This window comes from Pseudomonas sp. GW821-FHT03E01, from assembly GCF_059420765.1.
Map to the genome: position 1 here is coordinate 112,795 of NZ_JBWKUI010000003.1, position 24,626 is coordinate 137,420.

27 protein-coding genes are annotated in these 24,626 nt (G+C 60.6%); 15 read left to right on the forward strand and 12 right to left on the reverse strand.

The window, feature by feature from the left end:
• Positions 1-22: 22 nt before the first annotated feature.
• Positions 23-1,552: a nitric oxide reductase transcriptional regulator NorR gene (gene norR, locus AC07VO_RS06040; protein ID WP_192351312.1), complete on the reverse strand. Its 1,530-nt coding sequence runs from the start codon at positions 1,550-1,552 to the stop codon at positions 23-25.
• Positions 1,553-1,706: 154 nt separating this feature from the next.
• Between norR and ytfE the strand changes: the two genes are divergently transcribed.
• Positions 1,707-2,381: an iron-sulfur cluster repair protein YtfE gene (gene ytfE, locus AC07VO_RS06045; protein ID WP_028940883.1), complete on the forward strand. Its 675-nt coding sequence runs from the start codon at positions 1,707-1,709 to the stop codon at positions 2,379-2,381.
• A 75-nt stretch (positions 2,382-2,456) separates the two neighbouring features.
• On the opposite strand, the gene AC07VO_RS06050 is transcribed toward ytfE, so the two are convergent.
• Together AC07VO_RS06050 and AC07VO_RS06055 are read right to left on the reverse strand one after the other, a co-directional pair.
• Positions 2,457-2,894: a membrane protein gene (locus tag AC07VO_RS06050; protein WP_018927795.1), complete on the reverse strand. Its 438-nt coding sequence runs from the start codon at positions 2,892-2,894 to the stop codon at positions 2,457-2,459.
• A 28-nt stretch (positions 2,895-2,922) separates the two neighbouring features.
• Positions 2,923-4,113, reverse strand: a complete 1,191-nt coding sequence (locus AC07VO_RS06055) for an NnrS family protein (RefSeq protein WP_018927794.1) — start codon at positions 4,111-4,113, stop codon at positions 2,923-2,925.
• 586 nt (positions 4,114-4,699) lie between these two features.
• Here AC07VO_RS06055 and AC07VO_RS06060 point away from each other — a divergent pair.
• Positions 4,700-5,383, forward strand: a complete 684-nt coding sequence (locus AC07VO_RS06060; protein WP_018927791.1) for a Crp/Fnr family transcriptional regulator — start codon at positions 4,700-4,702, stop codon at positions 5,381-5,383.
• Positions 5,380-5,574, forward strand: coding sequence for a protein DnrP (locus AC07VO_RS06065; RefSeq protein ID WP_192351172.1), 195 nt, complete (start codon positions 5,380-5,382; stop codon positions 5,572-5,574). Before AC07VO_RS06060 ends, AC07VO_RS06065 begins: the two co-directional genes overlap by 4 nt.
• A 171-nt stretch (positions 5,575-5,745) precedes the next feature.
• Here AC07VO_RS06065 and AC07VO_RS06070 read toward each other — a convergent pair whose 3' ends face one another.
• The 6 genes from AC07VO_RS06070 to AC07VO_RS06095 form a co-directional block, all read right to left on the reverse strand.
• The gene (locus AC07VO_RS06070; protein ID WP_192351170.1) at positions 5,746-7,587 is read right to left on the reverse strand and encodes a nitric oxide reductase activation protein NorD; all 1,842 of its coding nucleotides are present in this window, start codon (positions 7,585-7,587) and stop codon (positions 5,746-5,748) included.
• 77 nt (positions 7,588-7,664) lie between these two features.
• On the reverse strand, positions 7,665-9,092 hold the full coding sequence (locus AC07VO_RS06075) for a cbb3-type cytochrome c oxidase subunit I (protein ID WP_018927788.1): 1,428 nt from the start codon (positions 9,090-9,092) through the stop codon (positions 7,665-7,667).
• A gap of 3 nt (positions 9,093-9,095) precedes the next feature.
• Positions 9,096-9,536 carry a c-type cytochrome gene (locus AC07VO_RS06080; RefSeq protein ID WP_018927787.1) on the reverse strand — a complete coding sequence of 147 codons (441 nt, stop codon included), beginning with the start codon at positions 9,534-9,536 and terminating at the stop codon, positions 9,096-9,098.
• 258 nt (positions 9,537-9,794) lie between these two features.
• Positions 9,795-10,052, reverse strand: coding sequence for a cytochrome C oxidase subunit IV family protein (locus AC07VO_RS06085; protein WP_064617215.1), 258 nt, complete (start codon positions 10,050-10,052; stop codon positions 9,795-9,797).
• A gap of 11 nt (positions 10,053-10,063) precedes the next feature.
• Positions 10,064-10,651 carry a cytochrome c oxidase subunit 3 gene (locus AC07VO_RS06090; RefSeq protein ID WP_064617213.1) on the reverse strand — a complete coding sequence of 196 codons (588 nt, stop codon included), beginning with the start codon at positions 10,649-10,651 and terminating at the stop codon, positions 10,064-10,066.
• Positions 10,635-11,417 (reverse strand): CbbQ/NirQ/NorQ/GpvN family protein, encoded by a 783-nt coding sequence (locus AC07VO_RS06095; RefSeq protein WP_370695265.1) that lies wholly within the window; start codon positions 11,415-11,417, stop codon positions 10,635-10,637. The genes AC07VO_RS06090 and AC07VO_RS06095 overlap by 17 nt, the downstream gene beginning before the upstream one ends.
• 7 nt (positions 11,418-11,424) lie before the next feature.
• Between AC07VO_RS06095 and AC07VO_RS06100 the strand changes: the two genes are divergently transcribed.
• From AC07VO_RS06100 to AC07VO_RS06155, 12 genes are all read left to right on the forward strand, one after another.
• On the forward strand, positions 11,425-11,643 hold the full coding sequence (locus tag AC07VO_RS06100; protein ID WP_064617208.1) for a hypothetical protein: 219 nt from the start codon (positions 11,425-11,427) through the stop codon (positions 11,641-11,643).
• Positions 11,627-13,327 carry a cytochrome D1 domain-containing protein gene (locus AC07VO_RS06105; RefSeq protein WP_495007490.1) on the forward strand — a complete coding sequence of 567 codons (1,701 nt, stop codon included), beginning with the start codon at positions 11,627-11,629 and terminating at the stop codon, positions 13,325-13,327. Before AC07VO_RS06100 ends, AC07VO_RS06105 begins: the two co-directional genes overlap by 17 nt.
• A 24-nt stretch (positions 13,328-13,351) precedes the next feature.
• Positions 13,352-13,666, forward strand: coding sequence for a c-type cytochrome (locus AC07VO_RS06110; protein WP_192351166.1), 315 nt, complete (start codon positions 13,352-13,354; stop codon positions 13,664-13,666).
• Between the two features lie 15 nt (positions 13,667-13,681).
• Positions 13,682-14,008, forward strand: a complete 327-nt coding sequence (locus AC07VO_RS06115) for a c-type cytochrome (RefSeq protein ID WP_018927781.1) — start codon at positions 13,682-13,684, stop codon at positions 14,006-14,008.
• Positions 14,005-15,183, forward strand: coding sequence for a cytochrome D1 domain-containing protein (locus tag AC07VO_RS06120; protein ID WP_192351164.1), 1,179 nt, complete (start codon positions 14,005-14,007; stop codon positions 15,181-15,183). Before AC07VO_RS06115 ends, AC07VO_RS06120 begins: the two co-directional genes overlap by 4 nt.
• Position 15,184: 1 nt before the next feature.
• Entirely contained in the window at positions 15,185-15,643 is a 459-nt protein-coding gene (locus AC07VO_RS06125; protein WP_064617206.1) for an Lrp/AsnC family transcriptional regulator, read from the forward strand.
• Positions 15,640-16,155 carry a siroheme decarboxylase subunit beta gene (gene ahbB, locus AC07VO_RS06130; protein ID WP_192351162.1) on the forward strand — a complete coding sequence of 172 codons (516 nt, stop codon included), beginning with the start codon at positions 15,640-15,642 and terminating at the stop codon, positions 16,153-16,155. Before AC07VO_RS06125 ends, ahbB (AC07VO_RS06130) begins: the two co-directional genes overlap by 4 nt.
• Positions 16,148-16,591: an Lrp/AsnC family transcriptional regulator gene (locus tag AC07VO_RS06135; RefSeq protein ID WP_192351160.1), complete on the forward strand. Its 444-nt coding sequence runs from the start codon at positions 16,148-16,150 to the stop codon at positions 16,589-16,591. Before ahbB (AC07VO_RS06130) ends, AC07VO_RS06135 begins: the two co-directional genes overlap by 8 nt.
• Positions 16,566-17,081 carry a siroheme decarboxylase subunit beta gene (gene ahbB / locus AC07VO_RS06140; protein WP_018927776.1) on the forward strand — a complete coding sequence of 172 codons (516 nt, stop codon included), beginning with the start codon at positions 16,566-16,568 and terminating at the stop codon, positions 17,079-17,081. The genes AC07VO_RS06135 and ahbB (AC07VO_RS06140) overlap by 26 nt, the downstream gene beginning before the upstream one ends.
• Positions 17,082-17,293: 212 nt before the next feature.
• Positions 17,294-18,472 (forward strand): heme d1 biosynthesis radical SAM protein NirJ, encoded by a 1,179-nt coding sequence (gene nirJ, locus AC07VO_RS06145; protein ID WP_192351158.1) that lies wholly within the window; start codon positions 17,294-17,296, stop codon positions 18,470-18,472.
• Between the two features lie 70 nt (positions 18,473-18,542).
• A complete protein-coding gene (gene cobA, locus AC07VO_RS06150; RefSeq protein ID WP_192351156.1) occupies positions 18,543-19,379 on the forward strand; it encodes a uroporphyrinogen-III C-methyltransferase in 837 nt (278 codons plus the stop codon).
• On the forward strand, positions 19,376-20,869 hold the full coding sequence (locus AC07VO_RS06155) for a nitrite reductase (RefSeq protein ID WP_192351153.1): 1,494 nt from the start codon (positions 19,376-19,378) through the stop codon (positions 20,867-20,869). Before cobA ends, AC07VO_RS06155 begins: the two co-directional genes overlap by 4 nt.
• A 186-nt stretch (positions 20,870-21,055) precedes the next feature.
• On the opposite strand, the gene AC07VO_RS06160 is transcribed toward AC07VO_RS06155, so the two are convergent.
• From AC07VO_RS06160 to AC07VO_RS06170, 3 genes are read right to left on the reverse strand one after another with little or no spacing between them, the layout of a single operon-like run.
• Positions 21,056-21,799, reverse strand: coding sequence for an SDR family NAD(P)-dependent oxidoreductase (locus AC07VO_RS06160; RefSeq protein WP_018927772.1), 744 nt, complete (start codon positions 21,797-21,799; stop codon positions 21,056-21,058).
• A 39-nt stretch (positions 21,800-21,838) separates the two neighbouring features.
• Entirely contained in the window at positions 21,839-23,227 is a 1,389-nt protein-coding gene (hemN, locus tag AC07VO_RS06165; RefSeq protein WP_192351151.1) for an oxygen-independent coproporphyrinogen III oxidase, read from the reverse strand.
• Positions 23,211-24,596, reverse strand: a complete 1,386-nt coding sequence (locus AC07VO_RS06170; RefSeq protein WP_192351149.1) for an oxygen-independent coproporphyrinogen III oxidase — start codon at positions 24,594-24,596, stop codon at positions 23,211-23,213. Before AC07VO_RS06170 ends, hemN begins: the two co-directional genes overlap by 17 nt.
• Positions 24,597-24,626 lie beyond the last annotated feature (30 nt).

Below are 24,626 nucleotides of genomic sequence, written 5' to 3' on the forward strand. Positions count from 1 at the left end.
GTCGACACGGCAGCGCCCTGACCTACTTCAGACGCAGGCGCCGCGCCAGTTTGTGCAAATTGCTGGGGTCGACTTCCAGCATCCGCGCGGCGCTGGCCCAGTTGTCCCCGGACAGGCTCAGGGCCTCGAGGATCTTCTTGCGCTGGTAATCGTCGACGGCTTCGCCCAAGGGCAGGAACGGCAGATCAGCCGTAATGTCCCGGGATGGCTCGACCTCTGCCCCCGATGCTGCCACCGGGCTGTCGAGATCGAGAACCTCTGGCTCCAGCGTCATGATCGATGTGCGACTCGTCCCGCGACTGAGCTGCTTCAATGCGGCCCGACTGATGACGTGCTCCAGTTCGCGCACATTGCCCGGCCAGGTGTATGCCAGCAAGGCTCGCTCCGCCGCCGGCGACAAACGCAAACCTCGCAGGCCGAGCCGCGCCCGATTGAGCTCCAGAAAATGCCCGGCCAGCATCAACACATCGTGACCACGCTCGCGCAGCGCTGGAATCGGCACCGGGTACACCGAGAGGCGGTGATACAGATCGGCGCGAAACAAGCCATCGCGGATGCTGTCCGGCAGGTGCCGATTGGTGGCGGCGATGATGCGCACATCGACGTGCAACGGCTTGTCGGCGCCCAGGCGCTGGATCTCGCCGTTTTGCAGGGTGCGCAGCAATTTCGCTTGCACACTCAAGGGCAACTCCCCGACTTCATCGAGAAACAGCGTGCCACCGTTGGCGGCGTCGAAGCGTCCGGCACGGTCACTCGTAGCACCGGAAAAGGCGCCTTTGACATGCCCGAACAACTCACTCTCTGCCAGCGACTCCGGCAAGGCTGCGCAGTTAACCTGTATCAGCGGTTTGTGGTGGCGCCTTGAAAGACGATGCAAGCGCCGTGCGAACAGCTCTTTGCCGACGCCGGTCTCGCCCAGCAGCAATACCGGCAGATCGGAATCGGCCAGTACATCCAGCTCATTGAGCAACTGATGCAACACCTCACTTTGCCCAAGGATCTCGCCTTCTCCGACGGGCACGCGCAAGTCCTGAGGATCGCTGCGGGACAGGCGCAAGCTGCGGTTTTCCTGCTCCAGGCGGGTGACCCGCACGGCGGCTTCGATCTGCAAAGTGCAACGCTTGAGTTCTTCCCGCGCCCGGTTGTCAAAGGTCCCGGCGTGCAGCGCATCGAGGGTGATCGCGCCCCAGATCCGCCCCTCGACATAGAGGCTCACGCCCATGCAGTCATGCACCGGCAGCGGTTCGCCGACATGGTTGTCGAGCAAGCCGTCGTAGGGGTCCGGCAGGCGGCTGTCGGGCTCGAACCAGGTCGGCTCGCGCGACGCCATGATTGCCGCCAGCCGAGGATGCTGGGCAATGACGAACCGGCGCCCCAACGCTTCATGAACCAGCCCCACCGTTGCAACGGGCCTGAGGCTGTCGTCATCCAGACGCAGCAAGCCCACGGCGCCACTGTTGAAGTATTCGCGCAGGGTCTGGACCAGTCGTTGCAACCGCACGGCATTGGGCAACTCGACGATCAGGTCGGCCGCCAGGCTTTCTCGCAGCATGGTAGTCATCACCCTCTATGGTTGTATTTACCCTGAAGCATCAGGGTGAATATCACCACAACTAAAAATTAATCCATGTTTTTCAATACGTTAAAAATGGCATGCCGGGTGCAATGAGCCTGGGGAACCGTTGAAACCCAAACAAGGAACCCTGATGAGCCAGCCCCTATTGGAACAAAGCCTCGGCCAACTGGCCTGCGACATTCCCGGTGCCACCCGGATCTTTCACACCTTCAAACTGGACTTCTGTTGCGGCGGGCATAAAAGCCTGCGTGAAGCGGCCCTTGGCAAAAACCTCGATCCGGTCCTCATTGCCGACGCCCTGCAGATTCTGCAAGACGCCGGCGAAACCCAGCACGACTGGCGCAACGAACCGTCGGAACTGCTGATCGCCCACCTTCTGACGCGCTACCACGCCCGCCACCGCGAGCAACTGCCGGAGCTGATCCGACTGGCTCGCCGCGTCGAGCAGGTCCATGGCGCGCGCAGCAGTTGCCCCAACGGCCTGGCCGATCTGCTGACAGACATGCAGCAGGAACTCGAAGGCCACATGCTCAAGGAAGAACAAGTGCTCTTCCCGATGTTGCAACAAGGCGTTGGCCCTCAGGCCGCACCGCCGATCCAGGTGCTGCGTTTCGAACACGATCAACATGGTGAAGCGCTGGAGAAGATGCTCGCCCTGACCAATCACATCATCCCGCCCGCCGATGCCTGTAACACCTGGCGTGCGCTCTACCGTGGGCTGCTGGAGTTCAAAGACGACCTGATGCAACACATCCACCTGGAAAACAACGTGCTGTTCATTAATGCCCTGAACCCCCGCCATTGATCGATTACCGGCCCCCCCCAACCCGCGCCATCCAACCGGATGACGCGGGTTTTGTTTATGAGGGACGTATTGCGATCAGCCGTGCCAATAGAACATGGCCTTGGCCAGGATCACGATCAACACCATGTGCCCGAGAATGCTGCGGCGAATCCAGCTTGCGCGGGTCGCGGTCAGGCGCCCGTGGGTCAGCCAATAGGCCAGCAGCAAGTAATGACCAATGATGCTCAAGGCCAACAGGATTTTCAGGCTCAGCAACGTACCAAAACTGCTGGCCAGCGGCTGACTCAATGCGCCACGGTACTGCCACGCCAAACCGATGCCGGCGCCATACAACAGCAACACCACGCCGTGCAGAACCTTACGCGAACGCAGGGCAATCGCCTGATCCGCCGTCACTTGCGCAATCTCCGTCAACGGCTGGCGGGCGCGATGCCAGATGACCACCTCGAAAAACAGCGTGCCAATGAAGGCGATTGCCGCCAGCAAATGCGTGACCAGTAAAAAGGGATACATCAGCGGCTGCCTCCATTCATTCGCGTATTCATCCTGGATGACCGTCGACCCGGGCCCGCAACAGCATCGGCCCATAGCGCCAGGCATACAGTGCAAACGCCAGCGCCCAGCACAGGCCCGCCAACCACAATGCGGCCAAGGGGAAAAACAGGATCAACACCACCCGGCTCAGACACGCCAGGTTGAGCAGAATGAACGCCAGGGTCATGCCCGATGGCGGTTCCAGGGGGCGACCGGTGTGGCCGAGGCTGACCCGCGCGATCATCGCCAGCACCAGGCCAGCCATGGCCCCGATGGTCAGGCAATGCACCGCCAGACTCGGGTTGATCGGCACACCGAAATGCCACAGCGCCATCCCGAGACACGCCACCGCCAGCCAGCCATAGGCCAGATGCAGCGACCACAACAACGGCACGCGCCAGAGTGCCCGGTCATGCCAGCGCACCAGGCGCACCAGATGCCCTGCCGCCAGCACCGCGAACAGCAGGCCCACCCAGACATTGGGGTTGAGCGCCGGTCCTGCGGCATACAACAACGCCACCAGCGGCGAACCGACCAACAGCAGGCGATCCAGCCAGGGCCAGGCGGCAACGCCTTCAACCCGACCAAGGCCGCGCTGGGTGAAGAACGGAATGACCCGCCCGCCGATCAACCCCATCATCGCCGCCACCAGCCAGAGGCCGCTCAGCACGCCCTGGCGTTGCCAGCCTTCGTGCCCCTCGACCAGGCCGTACAGAGACAACCCGTCAGCCAAGGCCAATAACATCAAGACCACCACAATCGGGTAGTTACGTTTCTGCCGCACTTTCCACAAGGTGAAGCCCATGAGTACCGCCACCGCCAACGGGAACGCCAGTTCCAGCACGGCGAGCAACGGCCATGGCGCATTGGCCAGCCAGGCCACCCGCGCCAACAACCACAGCAACGCCAGCGCGGCCAACGGTTTGCTGCTGAGGCCGGGGCGACCGGTCCAGGTCTGCACCGCCGTCAACAGAAAGCCCGCGATAATCGCCAACCCGAACCCGAACAGCAATTCATGCCGATGCCAGCCCAGCCAACCGCCCGCCGGCTGCCAGTTGGAAATCGAACCACTGAAGGCCGCCAGCCAGAGCGGAATGACCAGCACTGCCAAAAGGCAACCGGCGAGGAAAAATGGCCGAAAGGCCAGCCGAAACAGCGGCGTGATTGCCATCGCTTTACGGCGGTCAAGCACTTGCATAAAACCACTCCTCTACCTTGTTGCTGACCTGACACCAACCCGCAGGCGCCGAGGTAAATCCAGGGGCAATCATCGGGTATTACCGATCCATTGCCGTTGTCGCAGATCAAGTGTGCAAGGGGCGTGCCCTGATGCTTTCTCGTATTCCTGTGGCGAGGGAGCTTGCTCCCGCTCGGGTGCGCAGCAGCCGTAAAACCGGCGAATGCGTTCTATCAGACATACCGCGTAGATCGATGTTGGGAGTGCTTCGCACTCCAGCGGGAGCAAGCTCCCTCGCCACAGGGCATTCCGGATCAGGGTACAAATGACCATTAAAGGGTTATTTTCACCCTAATCCTCAGGGTCTTTTTTACCCTCACGCCTGAGAACCCCGCTAAATAAAGGCCTCCAAGCCTGGCCCATGTCTTGCTCAAGCTTGTGGAAATCAAACAAACCGATCCCAGGAGTCGTCATGAAAAAAGTCATCCAGCCACTGGCCTGGTTCGTGGTGTTGACCTCAATCCTGGCCGTGGCCAGTGGCGTTTCCCTGGGCCTCGTCTGACTTGATCACCAGCCCCCCCCTTCTCAATCTTCAGGATGAATTCTCATGGTGCTTCACCGCGTCCATCACCAGATTCTGCGCAGTCATCATCTGTTCGAGCCGTTGAACGAAGAACAGCTGGACGAATTGATGAGTACCAGCCAATTGCTGAGCATCGACAAAGGCGAGCCGTTGTTCCGTCAGGGGGAGCCAGCCGATGCGTTCTACTTCGTGATTGCCGGCGCGGTAAAAATCTACCGGCTGACACCGGATGGGCAGGAGAAAGTGTTCGAGGTCATCAGCGAGCGGCAAACCTTCGCCGAGGCGATGATGCTGATGGACACCCCAAACTATGTGGCCTCGGCCGAAGCGATCTGCCCCACCCAGCTCTATCGTTTATCCAACAGCACCTACATGCGCCTGCTGCAGAGCAATAGTCGGTTGACCTTCGCACTACTGGGCAAGCTCTGCGTTCGCTTACATCAACGGGTCAACGAAATCGAAACCCTGTCGCTGAAAAACGCCACCCACCGGGTCGTGCGTTATCTGCTGACGCAACTGGTGCGCCAGCAAACCGTTGACTGCCAATTCGAACTGCCGATGGCCAAGCAACTGATTGCCGGGCATCTGTCGATCCAGCCAGAAACCTTTTCGCGAATCATCCGCCGCTTGATCGATGAAAACATCATCACTCAGGACGGCCGTCAGATCGCCATTCTTGATCGTCTGCGCCTGGAACAGTTCGAGTGAGTGCCATGCCCCTCTGCCTGTATTGCCAACATGCCAACCCTTCACAAGAAACCGAGTGCCACCAATGCGGCATGCCCCTGCCGGCACTGGCTGAACACGCCGGGGAACGTCGGCAGCGCCGATTCATGTGGTTCTGCGTTGGCCTGACGGTCTTTTGCGTGGTGATGTTTTTCTGGCTGCCGCGCAGCTGAAGATCGCACATATCCCTGTAGCAGCTGGCGCAGCCTGCGTTCGGCTGCGCAGCAGTCGTAAATCCTGAGCCCACGGTACGACTGAAACACCGCGTTGTATGGTTTTGCGACTGCTGCGCAGCCGAACGCAGCCTTCGGCAGCTGCTACAGGGACGCAGGTGGTCAAGGACATCACAGTTGGGTCAGCTGGCGGTACAACTGCGGCAAGCGCAGGGGCAGTTGTTCGGGCTGGCGGATCAAGGTGTAGCCATTGGCGCCGAACATGTACGGCAGGTAATCCCCGGCCTCGCGATCGATCGTGATACAGAACGGCGTCAGCCCCTGACGCCGTGCCTCCAGCACCGCCTCGCGAGTATCTTCAACACCGTAGCGCCCTTCATACAGATCCAGATCATTCGGTTTGCCATCCGTCAGCAGCAGCAACAGTTTGCTGCGCCGCTTGCTCGTGCCCAATAGTTGCGTGGCCTGGCGAATGGCAGCCCCCATGCGTGTGTAATACCCCGGTTTGAGACCTTGAATACGACCTCGGGTGGTGTCGTCATAACGCTGGATGAACGACTTGAGTTCCTGCATGCGCACTTGCTGACGACGCAACGAGGAAAACCCGTACAGGGCGAAATCATCACCCAGCACCGACAAGGTTTCGCCGAACAGCAGCAGGCTGTCGCGGATCACGTCGATGACACGATGCTGATCGTTCAGGTGGGCGTCAGTGGACATCGACACGTCGGCCAGCAACAGGCACGCCAGGTCGCGGCGAGTCTGCCGCTGCTCCATGAACAAACCGCGTTCGGCGCACTGGCCATGCTCGCGATCAACGTGAAAATCCAGCCAGGCCTGCATGTCCAGCTCTGATCCCTGAGGTTGTTGGCGTAACCATTGACGATCATTGCGCAGGTGCTCGAACTGACGCCGCAAACGGTGCGCCGAGGCCTTCAGGCGTAGCGGCAGCGGCTGCGCCTCACAGTCGCGGGGCACCAGCATTTGCAGGTTGACGAAGCTGTCCTGCATCCGTTGTTTGCGATAGTCCCACTCCGGCAACTTGATGCCCTCGCCGAGGGGAATATCGTCGACATCGGCCGGTGGTAAATCCAGATGCAGCTTGAGACCGCCACCCTTGCGCAGGCGTGTGCGCGACAGCGTCAACTCATCCAGGTCGTCGGCGACTCGGGCAGCGTCCGGGTCTTCGCTGTCATCCGACCAGCGATCCAGGTCCACGTGCTCGGTCCAGCTGAACAGGTTCTCCAGACGCACCACCAGCAACCCGCCTTCACGGGTGCTTTCATCGATCCGCGTCGCGCGCTTACGCCCGCCTTTCTGCTCGCCGGGTGGCGTGGTCAAAGACTCTTCGGACTCATCGCCCAGATCGGCAGCCTGGGGACTAGCGAGATTTTGCGGCGGGTACAACCACAGCGGCAACGGCCACGCGGCCCGTTCGCTACGGGGGAAGTGCTCGACACTGCCGGGCTCGCGCAACGCCTGGCATAACGCCCGTTCCAGTGCCGCTTCGCTGCCGTTCAACGAGGCCGGATCGGGGCGCAATTGCAGATGGGCATCGACCAGTCGTTGGTAACGAACACGCAGCGCGGGATAGCGTTGCAGCAGCTGTTGCGTCCAGCGTTGATTGTCCCGGCCCCAGTGGCGCATCTGCCCGGCCTGTGCCGCCAGCAACGCGAGCCAGCGATAGAGTTCCTCATTCAGTGCCACTTCGGGAAACACCGCCAGGCTCGATGGCAGCCGTAAATTACGCTCGTCACACCACGCCAGCGGCACTTGTTTGCAGGTGCCGGCGATTTGCTGCAACACGTTGCGTCGCAGCAGCAGATCGCGGTCGCTGGCCGCTTCCACACCGACGCCATTGGCACCGCCCATGGCGCGGAACAACAGCGCCAGCGGGCGTTGCTGGCTGGCCAGTTCAACCCGTGCTTCGGGGAAATCAGGGCTGGCGCGCCGGGTGATGAAACGATGCCAGACACTGCCTACCCACTCTTCCAGTTCGACGGTAAACGCCATGATGCTTGCCCTTGCTGGAACCAAAAAACGGCCCGCTGTATCAGCCGGGCCGACCTTTTCCTAGCCATTGCACCCGATCATGAAGGTACAACCGCCGCCGGAGCGCGCAAGGCTGCGCGGCCACGTTGCTTGAAGCTGAACAGGTAACAGAGCAGCCCGGCGAAGAAGCCGATACCAGCACCCAGACGCGCCCAGAACAGCACTTGCAGATGTTCGACCGTGGCCATGAATGGCAACGCGATCCCATCGGCCTGCCAGCGTTGCAGGTAAACCTGTACGACACCGGCCGCGGTGAGGAACAGCGTGATCATCACCATCGACAGGGTCATTAACCAGAAGCCCCAGACTTCGAGGGTCTGTGAACGCTCGTCACCCGCTTCACCCAGCCCGCGCAGGCGTGGCATGGCGTAGCTGATCAAGGTCATCACGATCATCGCGTAAGCACCGTAGAAAGCCAGGTGACCGTGCGCTGCCGTCAATTGCGAACCATGGGTGTAGAAGTTGACCGGCGCCAGGGTATGCAGAAAGCCCCAGACGCCCGCACCGAAGAACGCCGTGACCGTGGTGCCCTTGGCCCACAGCGTGGCGGCACGGTTCGGGTGTTGCCGACGACGGTTCTTCACCATGCTGAAGGCAAAGATCACCATGGCCAGGAACGGCAGCGGCTCGAATGCGGAGAAGATCGAGCCGACCCACAGCCAGACCTCGGGCGCACCGATCCAGAAGAAGTGGTGACCGGTGCCGATGATCCCGGTAATCAGCGCCATGGCGATGATCACGTAGAGCCATTTCTCCACGACTTCCCGGTCGACACCGGTGATCTTGATCAGCACGAAGGCGAGCATCGAGCCCATGATCAGTTCCCACACGCCTTCCACCCAAAGATGCACCACCCACCACCAGTAGAACTTGTCGCGGGCCAGATTACCGGGGTTGTAGAAGGAGAACAGGAAGAACACCGCAAGGCCGATCAACCCGGTCATCATCACCATGCTGACGGTGGTCTTGCGACCTTTGAGCAAGGTCATGCCGATGTTGTAGAGAAAGCCCAGGCACACCACCACAATGCCCATCTTGGTGATGGTCGGCTGCTCCAGGAACTCCCGGCCCATGGTCGGCAGCAGCTCGTTATGCGTCAGTTTGGCCAGGCCCGCATAAGGCACCAGCAGATAGCCGAGAATCGTCAGCACACCAGCAGCGGCGAATACCCAGAACAGAATGATCGCCAGCTTCGGGCTGTGCAGTTCGCGGTCGGCCTCTTCCGGAATCAGGTAATAGGCGGCGCCCATGAAGCCGAACAGCAACCAGACGATCAGCAGATTGGTGTGCACCATCCGCGCCACGTTGAAGGGAATGATCGGGAACAGAAAGTCTCCGATCACGTATTGCACCCCCATGATCAAACCGAACAGCACCTGACCGAGAAACAGCATCAGGGCAAACACGAAGTACGGTTTGGCCACGGCTTGCGAGGCGAATTTCAGATGCGGATTAGCGATGCTCATCTCTTAGCCCTCCTTGTTTGGCGGCCAGCCATTGGTGTTGATGTTCGAGCTCCATTTGAGGAACTCGGCGATGTCATCCACCTCTTGCTCGCTCAACTTGAACTGCGGCATCGCTCGTCGGCCCGGTACGCCCAGCGGCTGCATTTTCATCCAGGCATGTAGAAAAGGTTTAAAGCCCTCCTCCCCGCCGCGCCGCTGGAATACGTTGCCCAGCTCTGGCGCAAAGTAGGCGCCCTCGCCCAGCAACGTGTGGCAGCCGACGCAGTTGTTTTGCTCCCAGACCGTCTTGCCGCGAATCACTGATTCGGTTAACTGCGCTTCGTTGCTGCGCACTGGAAAGGTCTGTTCCGTGTGATAGGTCAAGGCCAGGAATATCAGGAAGAAAAAGACGCTTCCCCCAAAGTAGATATTCCTGGCCATGCCTTTGGTGAAGGTCTCTGACATGGTCGCTTCCTCTTTGCTTGGCGTGCCCATGATAGAAAGCGAGGGGGTAAAACCTGCTTGATGGCGATCAAGAAAGGCAGATGGTTTTGGTCGGGTATCAGGGCCAACCTGTAGCAGCTGCCGAAGGCTGCGTTCGGCTGCGAAGCAGTCGCAAAGTCAGACGCCGCGGTGTTTCAGGATGATTGAGGAGGCAGGGTTTACGACTGCTGCGCAGCCGAACGCAGCCTTCGGCAGCTGCTACAGGGTTCGCATAACGACTTAGCGGAACGACGCCAGCGTCAGCCCCACTACTGCCGCCAACACCAGCGCCCAGCTCACCATCAACCGGCGCCACAATCGCGGCGCATGGCGCATCTCCATGAAGCCATCGGTGATCAGCCAGGCCTTGCCAACCGCCACCAGCAAAATGGCAATGGACAACAGCCACGTCGCGCCGACTTGTGACAACACAACGGTGCACACGCTTAATGTGGCCAACGCTGCCCAGCAGACGAGCAACAACCTGGAAGCCGACATCAGAACCTCCGTCAATTCAGCACGTACACCAGCGGAAACAGCACGACCCAGATCAGATCGACCATGTGCCAATACAGCACGCCCGATTCAAACCCGCTGCGGTTGGCGGCGTTGTACAGGCCTCGACGGCAGCGCTCGGCCAGCCATCCGAGAATGACCATGCCGAGCAATACATGGAGAAAATGAAAACCGGTGAGGATCCAATAGAGGGTGAAAAACGTGTTGTGCTCCATGCCCAGCCCCGAGGCCAGCAAGTGCCGGTATTCGGTAAGTTTCAACACCACGTAGACGCTGCCGGCAAGCAACGCGGCCAGCAGAAGTACGGCGCCGTGGCGGGACCGGGAACGCCTGACCTGCTCCTGAGCCAGCGCGGCGAACAGCCCGGCGGTGAGCAGGCTCAGGGTCATCGCCAGGCCGGTAGAGGTGTTGAGCAATTGACGGCTTTCACCGAACAACTGCGGCTTGAGTGCCTGGGTCACGGCGAACGCCAGAATCAGGATGGCGAACACCGACAACTCGGCCAAAATGAAAAACCACATCGCCAGATCGCCCGGCAGGTGGCCACGCGCAACGCCCCTGGACTCAGCCGAAGTGGACATCAACCACGCCCATCAGCGCCGCAACCGTCAGCGGATCATCGCTCAGCGGCTCGGCCAGGCAAGCCATGCACGCTTCACGCGGGCTCATGCCGGAGCGGATCATTCGCGCAGTAAAAATCAGCAGCCGTGTCGAGGCGACTTCCTCAAGATCATGTTGATCCAGCCTTCGCAGGGCCTGCCCCAGCCTGACCACTTGCGCCGCCAGCGCGCTGTCCACCTGCGCTTCCCGGCTGACAATACGCTCTTCGTCGGCCACCGGCGGATAGCCGAAACGCATCGCCACGAAACGTTGTCGGGTGCTGGGTTTCATGCCTTTGAGCAGGTTCTGGTAGCCGGGGTTGTACGACACGACCAGCATGAATGAGGACGGCGCCTGCAACACTTCGCCGGTGCGCTCCAGGAACAACTCGCGACGATCATCGGCCAGTGGGTGCAGTACGACCACCGTGTCCTGCCGCGCCTCGACCACTTCGTCCAGATAACAAATGCCGCCTTCACGCACCGCGCGGGTCAGCGGCCCGTCCTGCCACCAAGTGCCTTGGGCGCCAATCAGATGACGGCCAATCAGGTCGGCGGCACTCAGGTCGTCATGGCACGCCACGGTGTACAGCGGCAGCTTCAGCCGATGGGCCATGTGCTGGACGAAACGGGTCTTGCCGCACCCCGTCGGGCCTTTGATCAGCACCGGCATGCCGTGTCGCCAGGCTTGCTCGAACAGCGCCTCCTCATTATTGAGCGGTTGATAGAAGGGTTCGCAAGACTGGATTCGGTCCATGGGCTGTCTGTTCCAAAAAGCGGATTCAAGTCACACGCTACGGGCGCCTGCGACAACCTGGCAAGTGACATGGCCGGCAAACTTGATCGCGGTCAAGCAAGCATTGGCCTGCTCGGGCATAGCCTTGCACGGCACTAAGAACCTGCGTTCTGCGCTGCCGTTCCAGCACATCGCAAAGGTCTTGCCTGAGGAGAAATGGAATGCTGATCAGCAATAGAAAAACGTTTGCTCTGACTGTCGCCACACTGTGTTCGGCGCTGGCCCTTGCGGTGACTCATGCGGCCCGGGCCGACGAGCCCGCTGCTGCTGCTGCTGCGGCGGCCAGCCCGCTGATGGTCAAAACCGCCGGAGCGCCCGACATGAGTCAGGCCGAGTTCGACGCGTCCAAGGAAATCTACTTCCAGCGCTGCGCCGGCTGCCACGGCGTGCTGCGCAAAGGCGCCACGGGTAAACCACTGACGCCGGACATCACCCAGTCTCGCGGCCAACCGTATCTGGAAGCGTTGATTACCTTCGGTTCACCAGCGGGCATGCCGAACTGGGGAACATCGAATGCACTGACCAAGGATCAGATCACGGCCATGGCCAAGTTCATTCAGCACACACCGCCCACGCCACCGGAATGGGGCATGGCCGAGACGCTGAAAACCTGGAAAGTGCTGGTCAAGCCCGAGGATCGTCCGAAGAAGCAACTGAGCAAACTCAATCTGCCGAACCTGTTTTCGGTGACGTTACGCGATGACGGCAAGATTGCCCTGATCGACGGTGACAGCAAGAAAATCGTCAAGCTGATCGAGACCGGTTACGCGGTGCACATCTCGCGCATTTCTGCCTCCGGTCGCTACCTGCTGGTGATTGGTCGAGACGCCCGGATCGACATGATCGACCTGTGGCCGGTGGAGCCGACCAAGGTCGCCGAAGTCAAAGTGGGCATCGAGGCGCGCTCGGTGGAGACTTCCAAGTTCAAGGGTTACGAAGACAAATACACGGTCGCCGGCTCCTATTGGCCACCACAATTCACCATCATGGATGGCGAAACCCTGGAGCCAAAACAGATCGTCTCGACCCGCGGCATGACTGTCGACAAGCAGGAATATCACCCAGAACCCCGGGTCGCGGCGATCATCGCCTCCCACGAATGGCCGGAGTTCATCGTCAACGTCAAGGAAACCGGCAAGGTCATGCTGGTCAATTACCAGGACATCAAAAACCTCACCATCACCTACATCGATGCCGCCCCTTTCCTGCATGACGGCGGTTGGGACAGCACCCATCGCTACTTCATGACCGCCGCCAACAACTCCAACAAAGTCGCCGTGATCGACTCCAAGGATCGCAAGTTGGCCGCCCTGGTGGACGTCGGCAAAACCCCTCACCCGGGTCGTGGCGCCAACTTTGATCATCCTGTCTACGGGCCGGTCTGGGCCACCAGCCACCTGGGAGACGACGGTATCTCGCTGATCGGTACCGACCCGGCCAAACACCCGCAATACGCCTGGAAACAGGTCGCCTCGCTCAAGGGCCAGGGCGGCGGTTCGTTGTTCATCAAAACCCACCCCAACTCGCGCCACCTGTATGTCGACACCACCCTCAACCCGGACGCCAAGCTGAGCCAGTCGGTGGCGGTGTTCAACCTCGACAAACTCGACGCCGGCTACACCGTGCTGCCCATCGCCGAGTACGCCGGCATCAAGCAAGGCGCCATGCGGGTCGTGCAGCCGGAATACAACAAGGCTGGCGACGAGGTCTGGTTCTCCGTGTGGAGCGGCCAGTCGGACGAATCGGCGCTGGTGGTGATCGACGACAAAACCCTGAAGCTCAAAACAGTCATCAAGGACAAACGACTGATCACGCCCACGGGAAAATTCAACGTCTACAACACCCAACACGACATTTATTGAGCTCCATCAATGAAAGGAATCCTCATGAAAAATACCCTGCTTTCACTGATCGCCCTGACCGGCGCATTGAGCCTGCAACCGGTGGTGGCCCAAGACGCGCCGGAGCTGTTCAAGAGCAAACCCTGTGCAGCCTGCCATTCCATCGACACTAAATTAGTCGGCCCGGCACTCAAGGAAGTAGCCGCCCGGAACGCTGGCGTGGCCGGTGCCACGGACACCCTGGCCAACCACATCAAGAACGGTACGCAAGGCAACTGGGGCCCGATACCAATGCCGGCCAACCCGGTGACGGATGATGAAGCGAAGACACTTGCAACTTGGGTCCTGAGTCTCAAATAGCCAACGGAGGGCGCCATGATGGTTCATCGACACGCAGTGGTTCTGGCGGCCCTCCTCCTTTTTTGCGCGACCTCGGTTGCGGCGCCGAACGCCAAGCGTCAGGCCCAACTCGAGCACCTGCTGGCCCAGGATTGCGGCGCCTGCCATGGACTGCACATGACCGGCGGGCTGGGTCCCGACCTGACGCGCGCAACGCTGGCAGGCAAGTCCCGCGACAGCCTGATTGCCACCGTCACCCAAGGTCGCCCCGGCACCGCGATGCCCGGTTGGGCCCCGTTGCTCAGCCCGGACGACATCCGTTGGCTGGTCGATCTTCTTCTCCAGGGATATCCCGCACCATGATCCGTTCAACCCTGCTTTTAGCGGCGACCGGGCTGTTGTTGTCCGCCTGCGCTCTGTCACCTTTGCGTGGTACCGGCGATCTGGGCGTGGTGGTGGAGCGCACCACCGGCAGCGTGCAAATCATCGAAAGCGATACCCGCACGGCACTGGCCCGACTCGAAGGCTTCGGCGATCTGTCCCATGCCTCGGTGGTGTTTTCCCGCGACCAGCGTTATGCCTATGTGTTCGGCCGCGACGGCGGGTTGAGCAAAATCGACCTGCTGACCCAACGCATCGACCATCGCGTCATCCAGGGCGGCAACAGCATCGGCGGCGCCATCAGTCAGGACGGCAAGTTGATCGCAGTCTCCAACTACGTGCCCGGCGGCGTAAAGGTGTTCGATGCCGTCACTCTGCAACAGGTGGCCGATATTCCCGCGACACCGCTCGCCGATGGCAGCAAACGCTCACGGGTGGTCGGCCTGGTCGACGCGCCCGGACAGCGTTTTGTGTTCAGCCTGTTCGATACCGGCGAGATCTGGACCGCCGATTTCAGTCAGGGCAGCACGCCACGGATCAGCCGCTTCACCGGCATCGGCCAGCAACCCTACGACGCGCTGATTACCCCCGATGGTCGCTATTACATGGCTGGGCTGTTCGGCGAAGACGGCATGGCGCAACTCGACCTCTGGCACCCCGAGCGCGGGGTGCAGCGAGTGCTCGGTGATTACGGACGCGGCCAGGCGAAGTTGCCCGTCTACAAGATGCCGCATCTGGAGGGTTGGGCCGTTGCCGACAACCAGGCCTTCGTACCCGCCGTCGGCCGTCATCAGGTGCTGGTGATGGATTCCCGCACGTGGCAGCAGACCGCTGCCATCCCGGTGGCCGGTCAACCGGTGTTCGTCACGTCGCGGCCGGACGGTCGGCAACTGTGGGTCAATTTCGCCTACCCGGACAACGATCGGGTCCAGGTCATCGACACCGAAACCCGTGCCGTAGTCGCCGATCTGCGACCGGGGCCGGCGGTGCTGCACATGGAATTCACCGCGCGCGGCGACCAGTTGTGGCTGTCGTTACGCGATGGCGATCAGGTTCAGGTCTGGGATCCGTACAGCCTGAAGCAGCTGAGCACCCTTCCCGCCACCGCGCCGAGCGGCATCTTCTTCAGCAGTCGCGCGCAGAAAATGGGCTATTGAAATGAACCTCGACCTGCTCAGCCGCCAACTGATCGACCGCTTCCAGCACGGCATGCCGTTGTGCCCGGAACCTTACAAGGAGATGGCCCGGATTCTCGGTTGCCGCGAGGCCCAGGTGATGGATTGTCTGGAAAAAATGGCTCAGGCCGGCCCCCTCTCACGCATCGGCCCGGTGTTCGAACACAGCCGCGCCGGGGCCAGCACCCTCGCCGCCTTCGCCGTGCCCGCCGAACGTCTGCAACAAGTCGCCGAGCGCGTCAGCCAGTATCCCGAGGTCAATCACAACTACGCACGGGAGCATTTCTACAACCTGTGGTTTGTGCTGACCGGGCCTGATCGCCCCCACATCGAACGTGTTCTCGAAGCACTTGAGAACGAAACCGGCCTTGTTCCGCTGGATCTGCCGATGTTGACCGCTTACCGCATCGACCTCGGTTTTGCCTTGGGAGAAGGCCCATGAAGACGGGATTGAGCCCCGAACAGACACAAGCCTTACGAAGGCACCTGGAAGACGGATTACCGCGTGTTTCGCGCCCCTATCAAACCCTCGCGGAACGGATAAACGCCGACGAAAACCAGGTGCTCGCGCAGATGCACCAGTGGCACGAACAGGGGCTGTTTCGCCGGGTCGGCCTGGTGCTCAACCATCGCGCCCTGGGCTTTACCGCCAACGCCATGCTGGTGCTGGATGTTCCGGACGCGCTGATCGACGAAGTCGGCCAGCGCCTGGGGCGAGCGTCCGGTATCACCCTCTGCTATCAACGGCCACGGCGCCTGCCGCAGTGGCGCTACAACCTGTTCTGCATGGTTCACGGACGCCAACGCGCGCAGGTCGAGGCGCAGATCCAGGCGTTGCTGGAAGAACACTTGCTGAGTGACCTGCCCCATCAACTGCTGTTCAGCACCCATGCCTTCAAACAATGCGGCGCACGCTTTGTCGCCTCCTCAACGGGAACCAAGCCCCATGGATGATCTTGACCGTCGGTTGATCAACCGCTTGCAACTGGGCCTGCCACTGGTGCGTAACCCCTGGCAGGCGCTGGCCAGCGAACTGGACAGCAGCAGTACTGAATTGCTCCACCGCCTCCACGAACTGCTCTGTGAAGGAATACTCACGCGCTTCGGCCCGATGTTCGACATCGAACGCCTCGGTGGCGCCTTCACCCTCGCGGCGCTGGCCGTGCCGGAAGAACGGTTCGAAGAGGTCGCCGAGCAACTGCATGCCCTGCCTGAAGTGGCGCACAACTATCGACGCGAACACGCCTGGAACATGTGGTTCGTGCTCGCCTGCGCGACCGAACAAGACGTCACCGATACCTTGCAATACATCGAAACCCTGACCGGTTTGCCGCTGCTCAACTTGCCTAAAGAGGAGACTTACCATGTCGGTCTGTACTTCCCGGTCTGAAGACACCCTGGCGCACCGGCTGATTGAACTGACCCAGGCCGGCTTGCCGCTGCTGGATGACCCGTGGGCCTGGCTCGCCGAACAGCTGGACCTGAGCATCGAATCCACCCTGGATCTGCTCAAGCGCCTGCAGGCCGAGGGCGCGATCCGGCGCATCGCTGCTGTCCCCAACCACTATCGCCTGGGCTATCGCTACAACGGCATGACCGTTTGGGATGTGCGCGACACCGACATGCCGCGCCTCGGCGCGCTGATCGGCGCACAGCCTTTTGTCAGCCACTGTTATCGACGCCCGCGACGAACCGCGTGGCGCTACAACCTGTTCGCCATGGTGCACGGTCGCAGCCGCGAGGAAATCGACAGCTACCGCGAACACCTGCGCTACTTGCTGGGCGACGCCTGTGTCGCCGACGAGATGCTGGTGAGCAGTCGCATCCTGAAAAAAACCGGTGTGCGTTTAATGCCGCTCAGTTCAACGCATACCTTGTAGCAGCTGGCGAAGCCTGCGTTCGGCTGCGAAGCAGTCGTGAAATCAGGCGATACGGTGTTTCAGATAAACCTTGCACACAGGTTATACGACTGCTGCGTCCGATCGCGGCCCGAACCGAACGCAGCCTCGCAAGCTCGACAGCTGCTACGGGCATCAGGCTTGCGTTTGCTTATTGCTTCGCGCTGAACACACCCTGACTCAAGGAGAGTTGCATGTTGAGGATCAGCCAATACCTGCGTGCCCTGACCGGCCAGGTGCCCGCCCCCAGAACCAGCCCACCGGGCAGCAACCGGCCGCCGGTGGTGATCTGGAACCTGCTCAGGCGCTGCAACCTGACCTGCAAACACTGCTACGCCACGTCCGCCGACAGCGTCTTTCGCGACGAACTGGATACGCCCGCCGCGCTGACCGTGATCGACGATCTGCACGATGCCGGCGTGAAGGTATTGATTCTTTCCGGCGGTGAACCCCTGCTGCATGACGATCTGTTTGTGCTCAGCGCCTATGCCCGCACAAAGGGTTTCTTTGTGGCTTTGTCCACCAACGGCACATTGATCGATGAGCAGAACATTGCGCAGATCCGCGCAGCGAATTTCGACTATGTGGGGATCAGCATCGATGGCCTGGAAGCCACCCACGATGCGTTCCGCCAACTCAAGGGCAGCTTCGCCAGTTCCATGCGGGCGATCCGGCTCTGTCGCGAACAGGGCATTCGCGTCGGCCTGCGCACCACCCTGACCCAGGAGAACCATGCGCAGCTGCCGCAATTACTGGCACTGATGCGCGAATACGACGTGCAGAAGTTTTATCTGTCGCACCTCAACTACAGCGGTCGCGGCAAACGCAGCCGCCAGCTCGACGCCCGACAGCAGATGAGCCGCGAGGCGATGACGCTGATCTTCGAACGGGCCTGGGAAGATATCCAGCACGGTCGCGACAGCGATTTTGTCAGCGGCAACAACGATGCCGACGCGATTCTCCTGCTGCAATGGGTAGGCCTGCATCTACCCGAGCATTACCGGCGCCTGGAACACATGCTCCGCGCCTGGGGCGGCAACGCCTCGGGCAGTGGCATCGCCAACATCGACAACACAGGCGAAGTGCACCCCGACACCTATTGGTGGCAGCACTCGGTGGGCAATGTCCGGCACACGCCGTTTCGCACGCTGTGGCTGGACCGCCCGGACGCCTTGTTGCAGCAGCTGCGCGAGCATCCTCGGGCCGTCGGTGGCCGCTGTGCTCAATGCCGCTGGCTAAGCATCTGCAACGGCAATACCCGCACCCGCGCCTGGGCCGAAGGTGATCTCTGGGGCCAGGACCCCGGTTGCCACCTCAGCGATGAAGAAATCGGCATACCGCCATTAACGACCATCCCTTGCGTCATGCACTGAAGCACCCGCCTGGCGAGCCATCTGACAAAGGATGGGGCCGGCCCACCTGATGAAGTACCAAGGACGTCCCATGCATCCATCGATTATTTTACCGGCTGCACTTGAGTCCCCGTTCAGACCGGGCGAAGTTGCCCTGGTCGGCGCTGGCCCCGGCGATCCACGCTTGCTGACCCTGCGCGCCTGGAGCCTGTTGATGCAAGCCGACGCCGTGGTTTACGACCGCCTGATCAGCCCCGAGCTGCTGGCATTGATCCCCCTCACCTGCGCCCGGCATTACGTCGGCAAGGCCAGCGGCTGCCACAGCCTGCCACAGGATCAGATCAACGAACTACTCGCCGACCTCGCCGATCTGGGGCAGCGTGTGGTCCGGCTCAAAGGTGGCGACCCGTTCATCTTCGGCCGTGGCGCCGAGGAACTGGAGTACCTGCTGCAACGCAACATTGACTGCCAGGTGGTCCCCGGCATTACTGCCGCCTCCGGGTGTAGCGCTTACGCTGGCATTCCACTGACCCATCGGGAGCTGGTCAACTCCTGTCGATTCATCACCGGGCACCTGCAACACGATGGTGAGTTGCAATTACCCTGGAGCAGCCTCGTCGACAGCAGCCAGACCCTGGTGTTTTACATGGGGTTATCCAATCTCGGGATTATTGCCCAGCGCTTGATCGAAGCTGGAATGCCCGCCGAGACACCGGCGGCGCTGATCAGCAATGGCACGCGTCCCGACCAGCATGTTGCACGAGGCAGGCTGCACCAATTGCCGACCCTGGCGCGGGAATGCCCACCTGGCATTCCGACGCTTGCGGTGATCGGCAAAGTGGTCGATCTGTTCGCTGCCCAACAACAGGAATTCCCGGCGCGCTTTTACCCCACAGCGCTGCAACGCCAGCGCAAGGTGGCGATATGAGGCGCATGGTGCTTGGCCCATTGTTATGGATCGGTGCGGCTCACGCCGGTGCAGCGATTCCGCCCACCGACGCGGCCGCCAACCTCTACCAACAGCATTGCCAGAGCTGCCATGGCGCCAATCGTCTCGGCGGTACGGGACCGGCCTTGCTGCCGGAAAGCCTGAGCCGGATCAAACCCGACGAAATCCGCAGCGTGATCCAGGACGGTCGTCCCGCGAGTCAGATGAGCGGGTATGCCAACGTGTTCAACGCCACGCAGATCGACGCGTTGGTGGACTACCTCCAGCAACCACCCGCCACCCCACCCACCTGGAGCAACGATGACATTCGCGGCAGTCATTCGATTCTCGCCGATATCAACAAACTGCCCGACACACCCCAGCATCGCGCCGATCCCCTGAACCTGTTTGTGGTGGTGGAAGCCGGTGATCATCACATCGACATCCTCGACGGCGACCGCTTTGAAGTGCTGGCTCGGTTCTCTTCGCACTTTGCAGTGCATGGCGGGCCGAAGTTTTCGCCGGACGGACGCTTCGTCTACGTGGCTTCTCGCGATGGCTGGATCAGCCTGTATGACTTGCATAACCTGAAACTGATCGCCGAGGTCCGCGCCGGGCTCAACACCCGCAACCTCGCGGTGAGCAAGGACGGCCGATGGGTGCTGGTGGGCAACTACCTGCCTGGCAACCTGGTGGTGCTCGATGCCCGTGATCTGTCATTGGTCAAAACCATTCCGGCGATCGGCCAGGACGGTACCGCGTCACGGGTCAGCGCGGTCTACACCGCGCCGCCACGGGACAGCTTCATCGTAGCGCTCAAGGACGTGAAGGAAGTCTGGGAACTGCCCTGCACCGGCACACCGGATTTCGAACCGCGACGGATCCACGCCGAAGATATGCTGGACGACTTTTCCTTTTCACCGGACTACAAGCAACTGCTGGCCACGTCGCGCGCGGCCAAGGGCGGTCAGGTGATCGACCTCGACAGTGGCAAGGTGGTCACCGACATTCCACTGCCGGGCATGCCGCACCTGGGGTCCGGGACCTACTGGAAACGTAACGGTGAGTGGGTGTTCGCCACGCCGAACATCAGCAAGGGCCTGATCTCGGTCATCGACTTCAAGACCTGGAAACTGCTCAAGGAAATACCGACCCTGGGGCCGGGCTTCTTCATGCGCAGCCACGTCAACTCGCGGTATGCCTGGACCGACGTGTTCTTCGGCCCCGACAACGATGCGATCCACCTGATCGACAAACAGACCCTGGAAATCGCTCACACCCTGCGCCCGATGCCCGGAAAGACCGCCGCCCACGTCGAATTCACCCGCGACGGTCGCTACCTGCTGCTGAGTATCTGGGCCACTGACGGTGCGCTGATCGTCTACGACAGCAACACCCTCAAGGAGGTCAAACGCCTGCCGATGAACAAGCCGTCGGGTAAGTACAACGTGGGCAATAAAATCGAGTTTGCCGAGGGTACGTCGCACTAGATTTTGTGTCTGAACATCGAAATACACATCGCACTTGTGGCGAGGGAGCTTGCTCCCGCTGGGGCGCGAAGCGGCCCTAAAAGCAGTCACTGCGTACATTCAGATTAAACGCAGGTGCTGATTTTACGACTGCTACGCAGCCGAGCGGGAGCAAGCTCCCTCGCCACAGGGTTTGTGTTCACCTCTTCAGCTCAGGGTATAACCGTTATCGACTTTCCAGTCCTGACCATAAACACCCCGCGCGCCTTGAGACAGCTGAAAAACAATCACGTTGGCCACCGCAGACGCATCGAGGAAATGACCGGGCAGCAGACGTTTGCCGAGGGTGCCGGCAACGTCGTCGAGTTCCCCGTCGCTCAACCCCAGGTTGTCCCACATCGAGGTCGCGGTCGGCCCCGGGGAGACCAGATTGATGCGCACGTCATAACGCGCGAATTCCACCGCCAACGTGCGCGCCTGCGCCGCCAGCGCGGCCTTGCTGGCAATGCAGGCGGCCAGACCGGGAAAACTCGAGCCGGTCAGGAAGCTGCCGACAAACACCACCGAAGCCGGACTCGCCAACTCCCCGCGTAACGCCGCCAGGGTATTCAACGCCCCGGCGCCGTTGACCGCCCACTGACGCTGGAAGGCCGGCATGTCGAGGCTATCGGCCATTTCGGCGATACCCGCGTTGGGCACCAGATAATCCACCTGGCCCAGTGTCGATGCACGTTGGGCCAGCGCCTGCAGGTCATCCTGACAGGTCACGTCACCGGCACACCATTGCAAGCGCTCGCCATAGATCTGCTGCAAGGCCGGCAGTTCCCCGATTTTCCGTGACATCGCCAGCACCTTGACCCCGCGCGGCAACAGCGCCGCACACAGGGCCAGGCCTATCCCGGAACTGGCACCCGTGACCACCGCCAAACGATCCTGAAACTCGGTTCTCATCATTTCCTCCTGGCATCGCGGACGCCAGCACTGGGGACTTCAAACGGTACGTGAAAACCGGCCTTTTTGATCAGCGCCCAAATAGGCATCAAACGCCATCGCCGCGCTGCGCATCATCAAATGCCCGTGGGGCAACAACACCAACGCGTCTTTGTGAATCTGCAGCAAGCCATCGCGAACATGCTCGTCCAGTTGCATCAGCGCATCGGCAAAGTAATCGGTAAAGCAGATGTCATGACCCGCTTCAAACTTGCCGAAGTCGATCCGGCCGTGGCACATCAGATCGCTGATCACTTCACGGCGCAGACGATCATCGGCGCTCAACCGGTAACCCCGATGCACAGGCAACAAGCCTTGATCAATGCGGGCGTAGTACTGCGATAGCTCCTTGACGCTCTGGCTGTAGCTGTCGCCGACCTTGCCGATGGAGGACACCCCGAGACCGATCAAATCGCAGTCGGAATGGGTGGAATAACCCTGGAAATTGCGTTGCAACGTGCCATTGGCCCGGGCCAACGCCAACTCATCGTCCGGCAAGGCAAAATGGTCCATGCCGATATAGATATAACCGGCCTCAGTCAGACGACGGACAGTCAGTTCAAGCAATTCCAGTTTGCGCTCCGGTGGCGGCATGTCGGCCGAACGAATCAGCCGTTGTGCGCGCACCAGTTCCGGCAAATGGGCATAGCTGTAGGCGGCAATCCGGTCCGGACGCAGCGCGATGATTTTGCCGAGGGTGACATCGAAACTCTCCACGGTTTGCAATGGCAGGCCGTAAATCAGATCGACACTGATCGATTTGAATCGCGCCTGGCGTGCCGCAGCGACCAGCGCATGGATTTGCTCTTCACTTTGCTGCCGATTGACCGCAGCCTGCACATCGGGATCGAAGTCCTGTACGCCAAAGCTCAAACGATTGAACCCCAACTGACGCAACAACTGGATCTGCTCCGTACTGATGGTGCGAGGGTCGACCTCGATGGAAAACTCATGGTCATCGCTGTCATCCATGTCGAATGCCTGGTGCAGGCAGTCCATCAGGTCAGCCAGTTGCTCGCCGGTCAAATAGGTCGGCGTGCCACCTCCCAGGTGCAGTTGCGTGAGTTTGCGGGTGCGGTCGAACAAGGCAGCCTGCATCACGATTTCGCGCTTGAGGTACGTCAGGTACTCGACGGCGCGGTGGGTTTTCTGGGTAATGATTTTGTTGCAGGCGCAGTAGTAACAAAGGCTCTTGCAGAACGGGATGTGGATGTACACCGACAGCGATTTTGGCGTTGTCGCCTGGTTGCTGTCCGAGGCCGCACGCTGATAGTCATCGACGGCGAACGCCTGATGAAACTGCGGCGCGGTCGGGTAAGAGGTATAGCGCGGCCCCGGGAGGTCATACTTTTCGACCAGGGCACGATTGAAATCAAATGAAGTTGTCATGATCAATCCATTCGTAATGGGGTTCATGCCCCGCACCGTCCGAATCCTTTTCAAACAGGTTGCAGACGGCATCCACGTGCGGCCGACCGGCCGGAAGAATGCTGATGAAACGGTCAGACAGTTCAATCAACCCGTCATGGCTCAATTGCTCAAGCACAGGCCAGGCGGTGAAAAAGTACTGGCGAAAAATGACTCCATGACGCGTCTCGATTGCCTGGATATCCAGCTCCAGATCACACGCCAGGCGTTCCATGACCATGTGCCTGACCTGATCCCCTTCCTCACAGCGCCAGCCACGACTCGTCGGCAGTTGGTCCATGTCCAGTTGCTGCTGGTACCGTTCCAGTTCGTCGGTGTTTTGCGCATACAAACCGTCGATCTGACTGATAGCGCCCAAACCGAACCCGATATGGTCGCAATGCCCGTGACGGGTAAACCCCTCACAATTGCGACGTAATCGGCCGCGCTCCTGAGCAATCGCCAAATCGTCATCGGGTCGGACAAACTGCCCCAGGCCAATGTAGTGATAACCGGCGCCGATCAACTGTTCAAAGCAGATCCGGCGCATGGCGCCTTTATCTTCCTCGCTGCAAAACGCCCCGATTGTGTCTGCAGTCTTTGGCCGATAGCGTTGGGGTGGCCGGGCATAGTCAAACACCAGCAGCCGGTCCGGCTCCAGTTCGATGATGGTCGCCAGTTTCAGCGCAAAACTTTCTGGCGTCTGCCAGGTATGGCCATAACCCAGATCGACATTGATGGATCGATAGCCGAAGGTACGAGCGGCATCGATAAGCGAATGGATCGGTGCCGGATTCTGGTAGCAGGCCACCGACATCGCACGGTCGGCACCGATGTCCGGAACGCCGATGCTGACATGGTTGAACCCCAGGTCACGCAGCATGCCCATGGTCGACCAATCCGTATGGTGAAGGTCCACTTCTATGCTGTAGTCACCGCACTCATGTCCAAGAAAGTTGAATCGGCCACGAAGGTGATTCATCAGCCGTCTCAGTTGGGCGATGGCGGGTGTTCCGCCCCCCAGATGGAACTGCTCGACCCGCTGCCCGGCTCCCAGATGACAACCGACGAGGTCGATCTCATGTTGCAGACGCTGAAGATAGTGTTCGACACCACTGTGCTCGCATGAAGTTTCGCGAGGGGACCACAAGGCACGCTTGAGGTTAGAAGGCAGTTGCACGTTCAGCGACAGCGGACGGCACTTCTGACGGCTGACGCGCAATGCACGATGCAAATCCAGAGAGCCGATGCCGTCGTGAAATTTTTCAGTGTCGACATGGCCGTTGGGGTCGAGCACGCCTTGATCGCACCGGACGTTCAGCTCTCCAGGGCTGTGAAACGAATTGAGCATAACGGGTCTCCGAGACTGGCTGCGGACCGC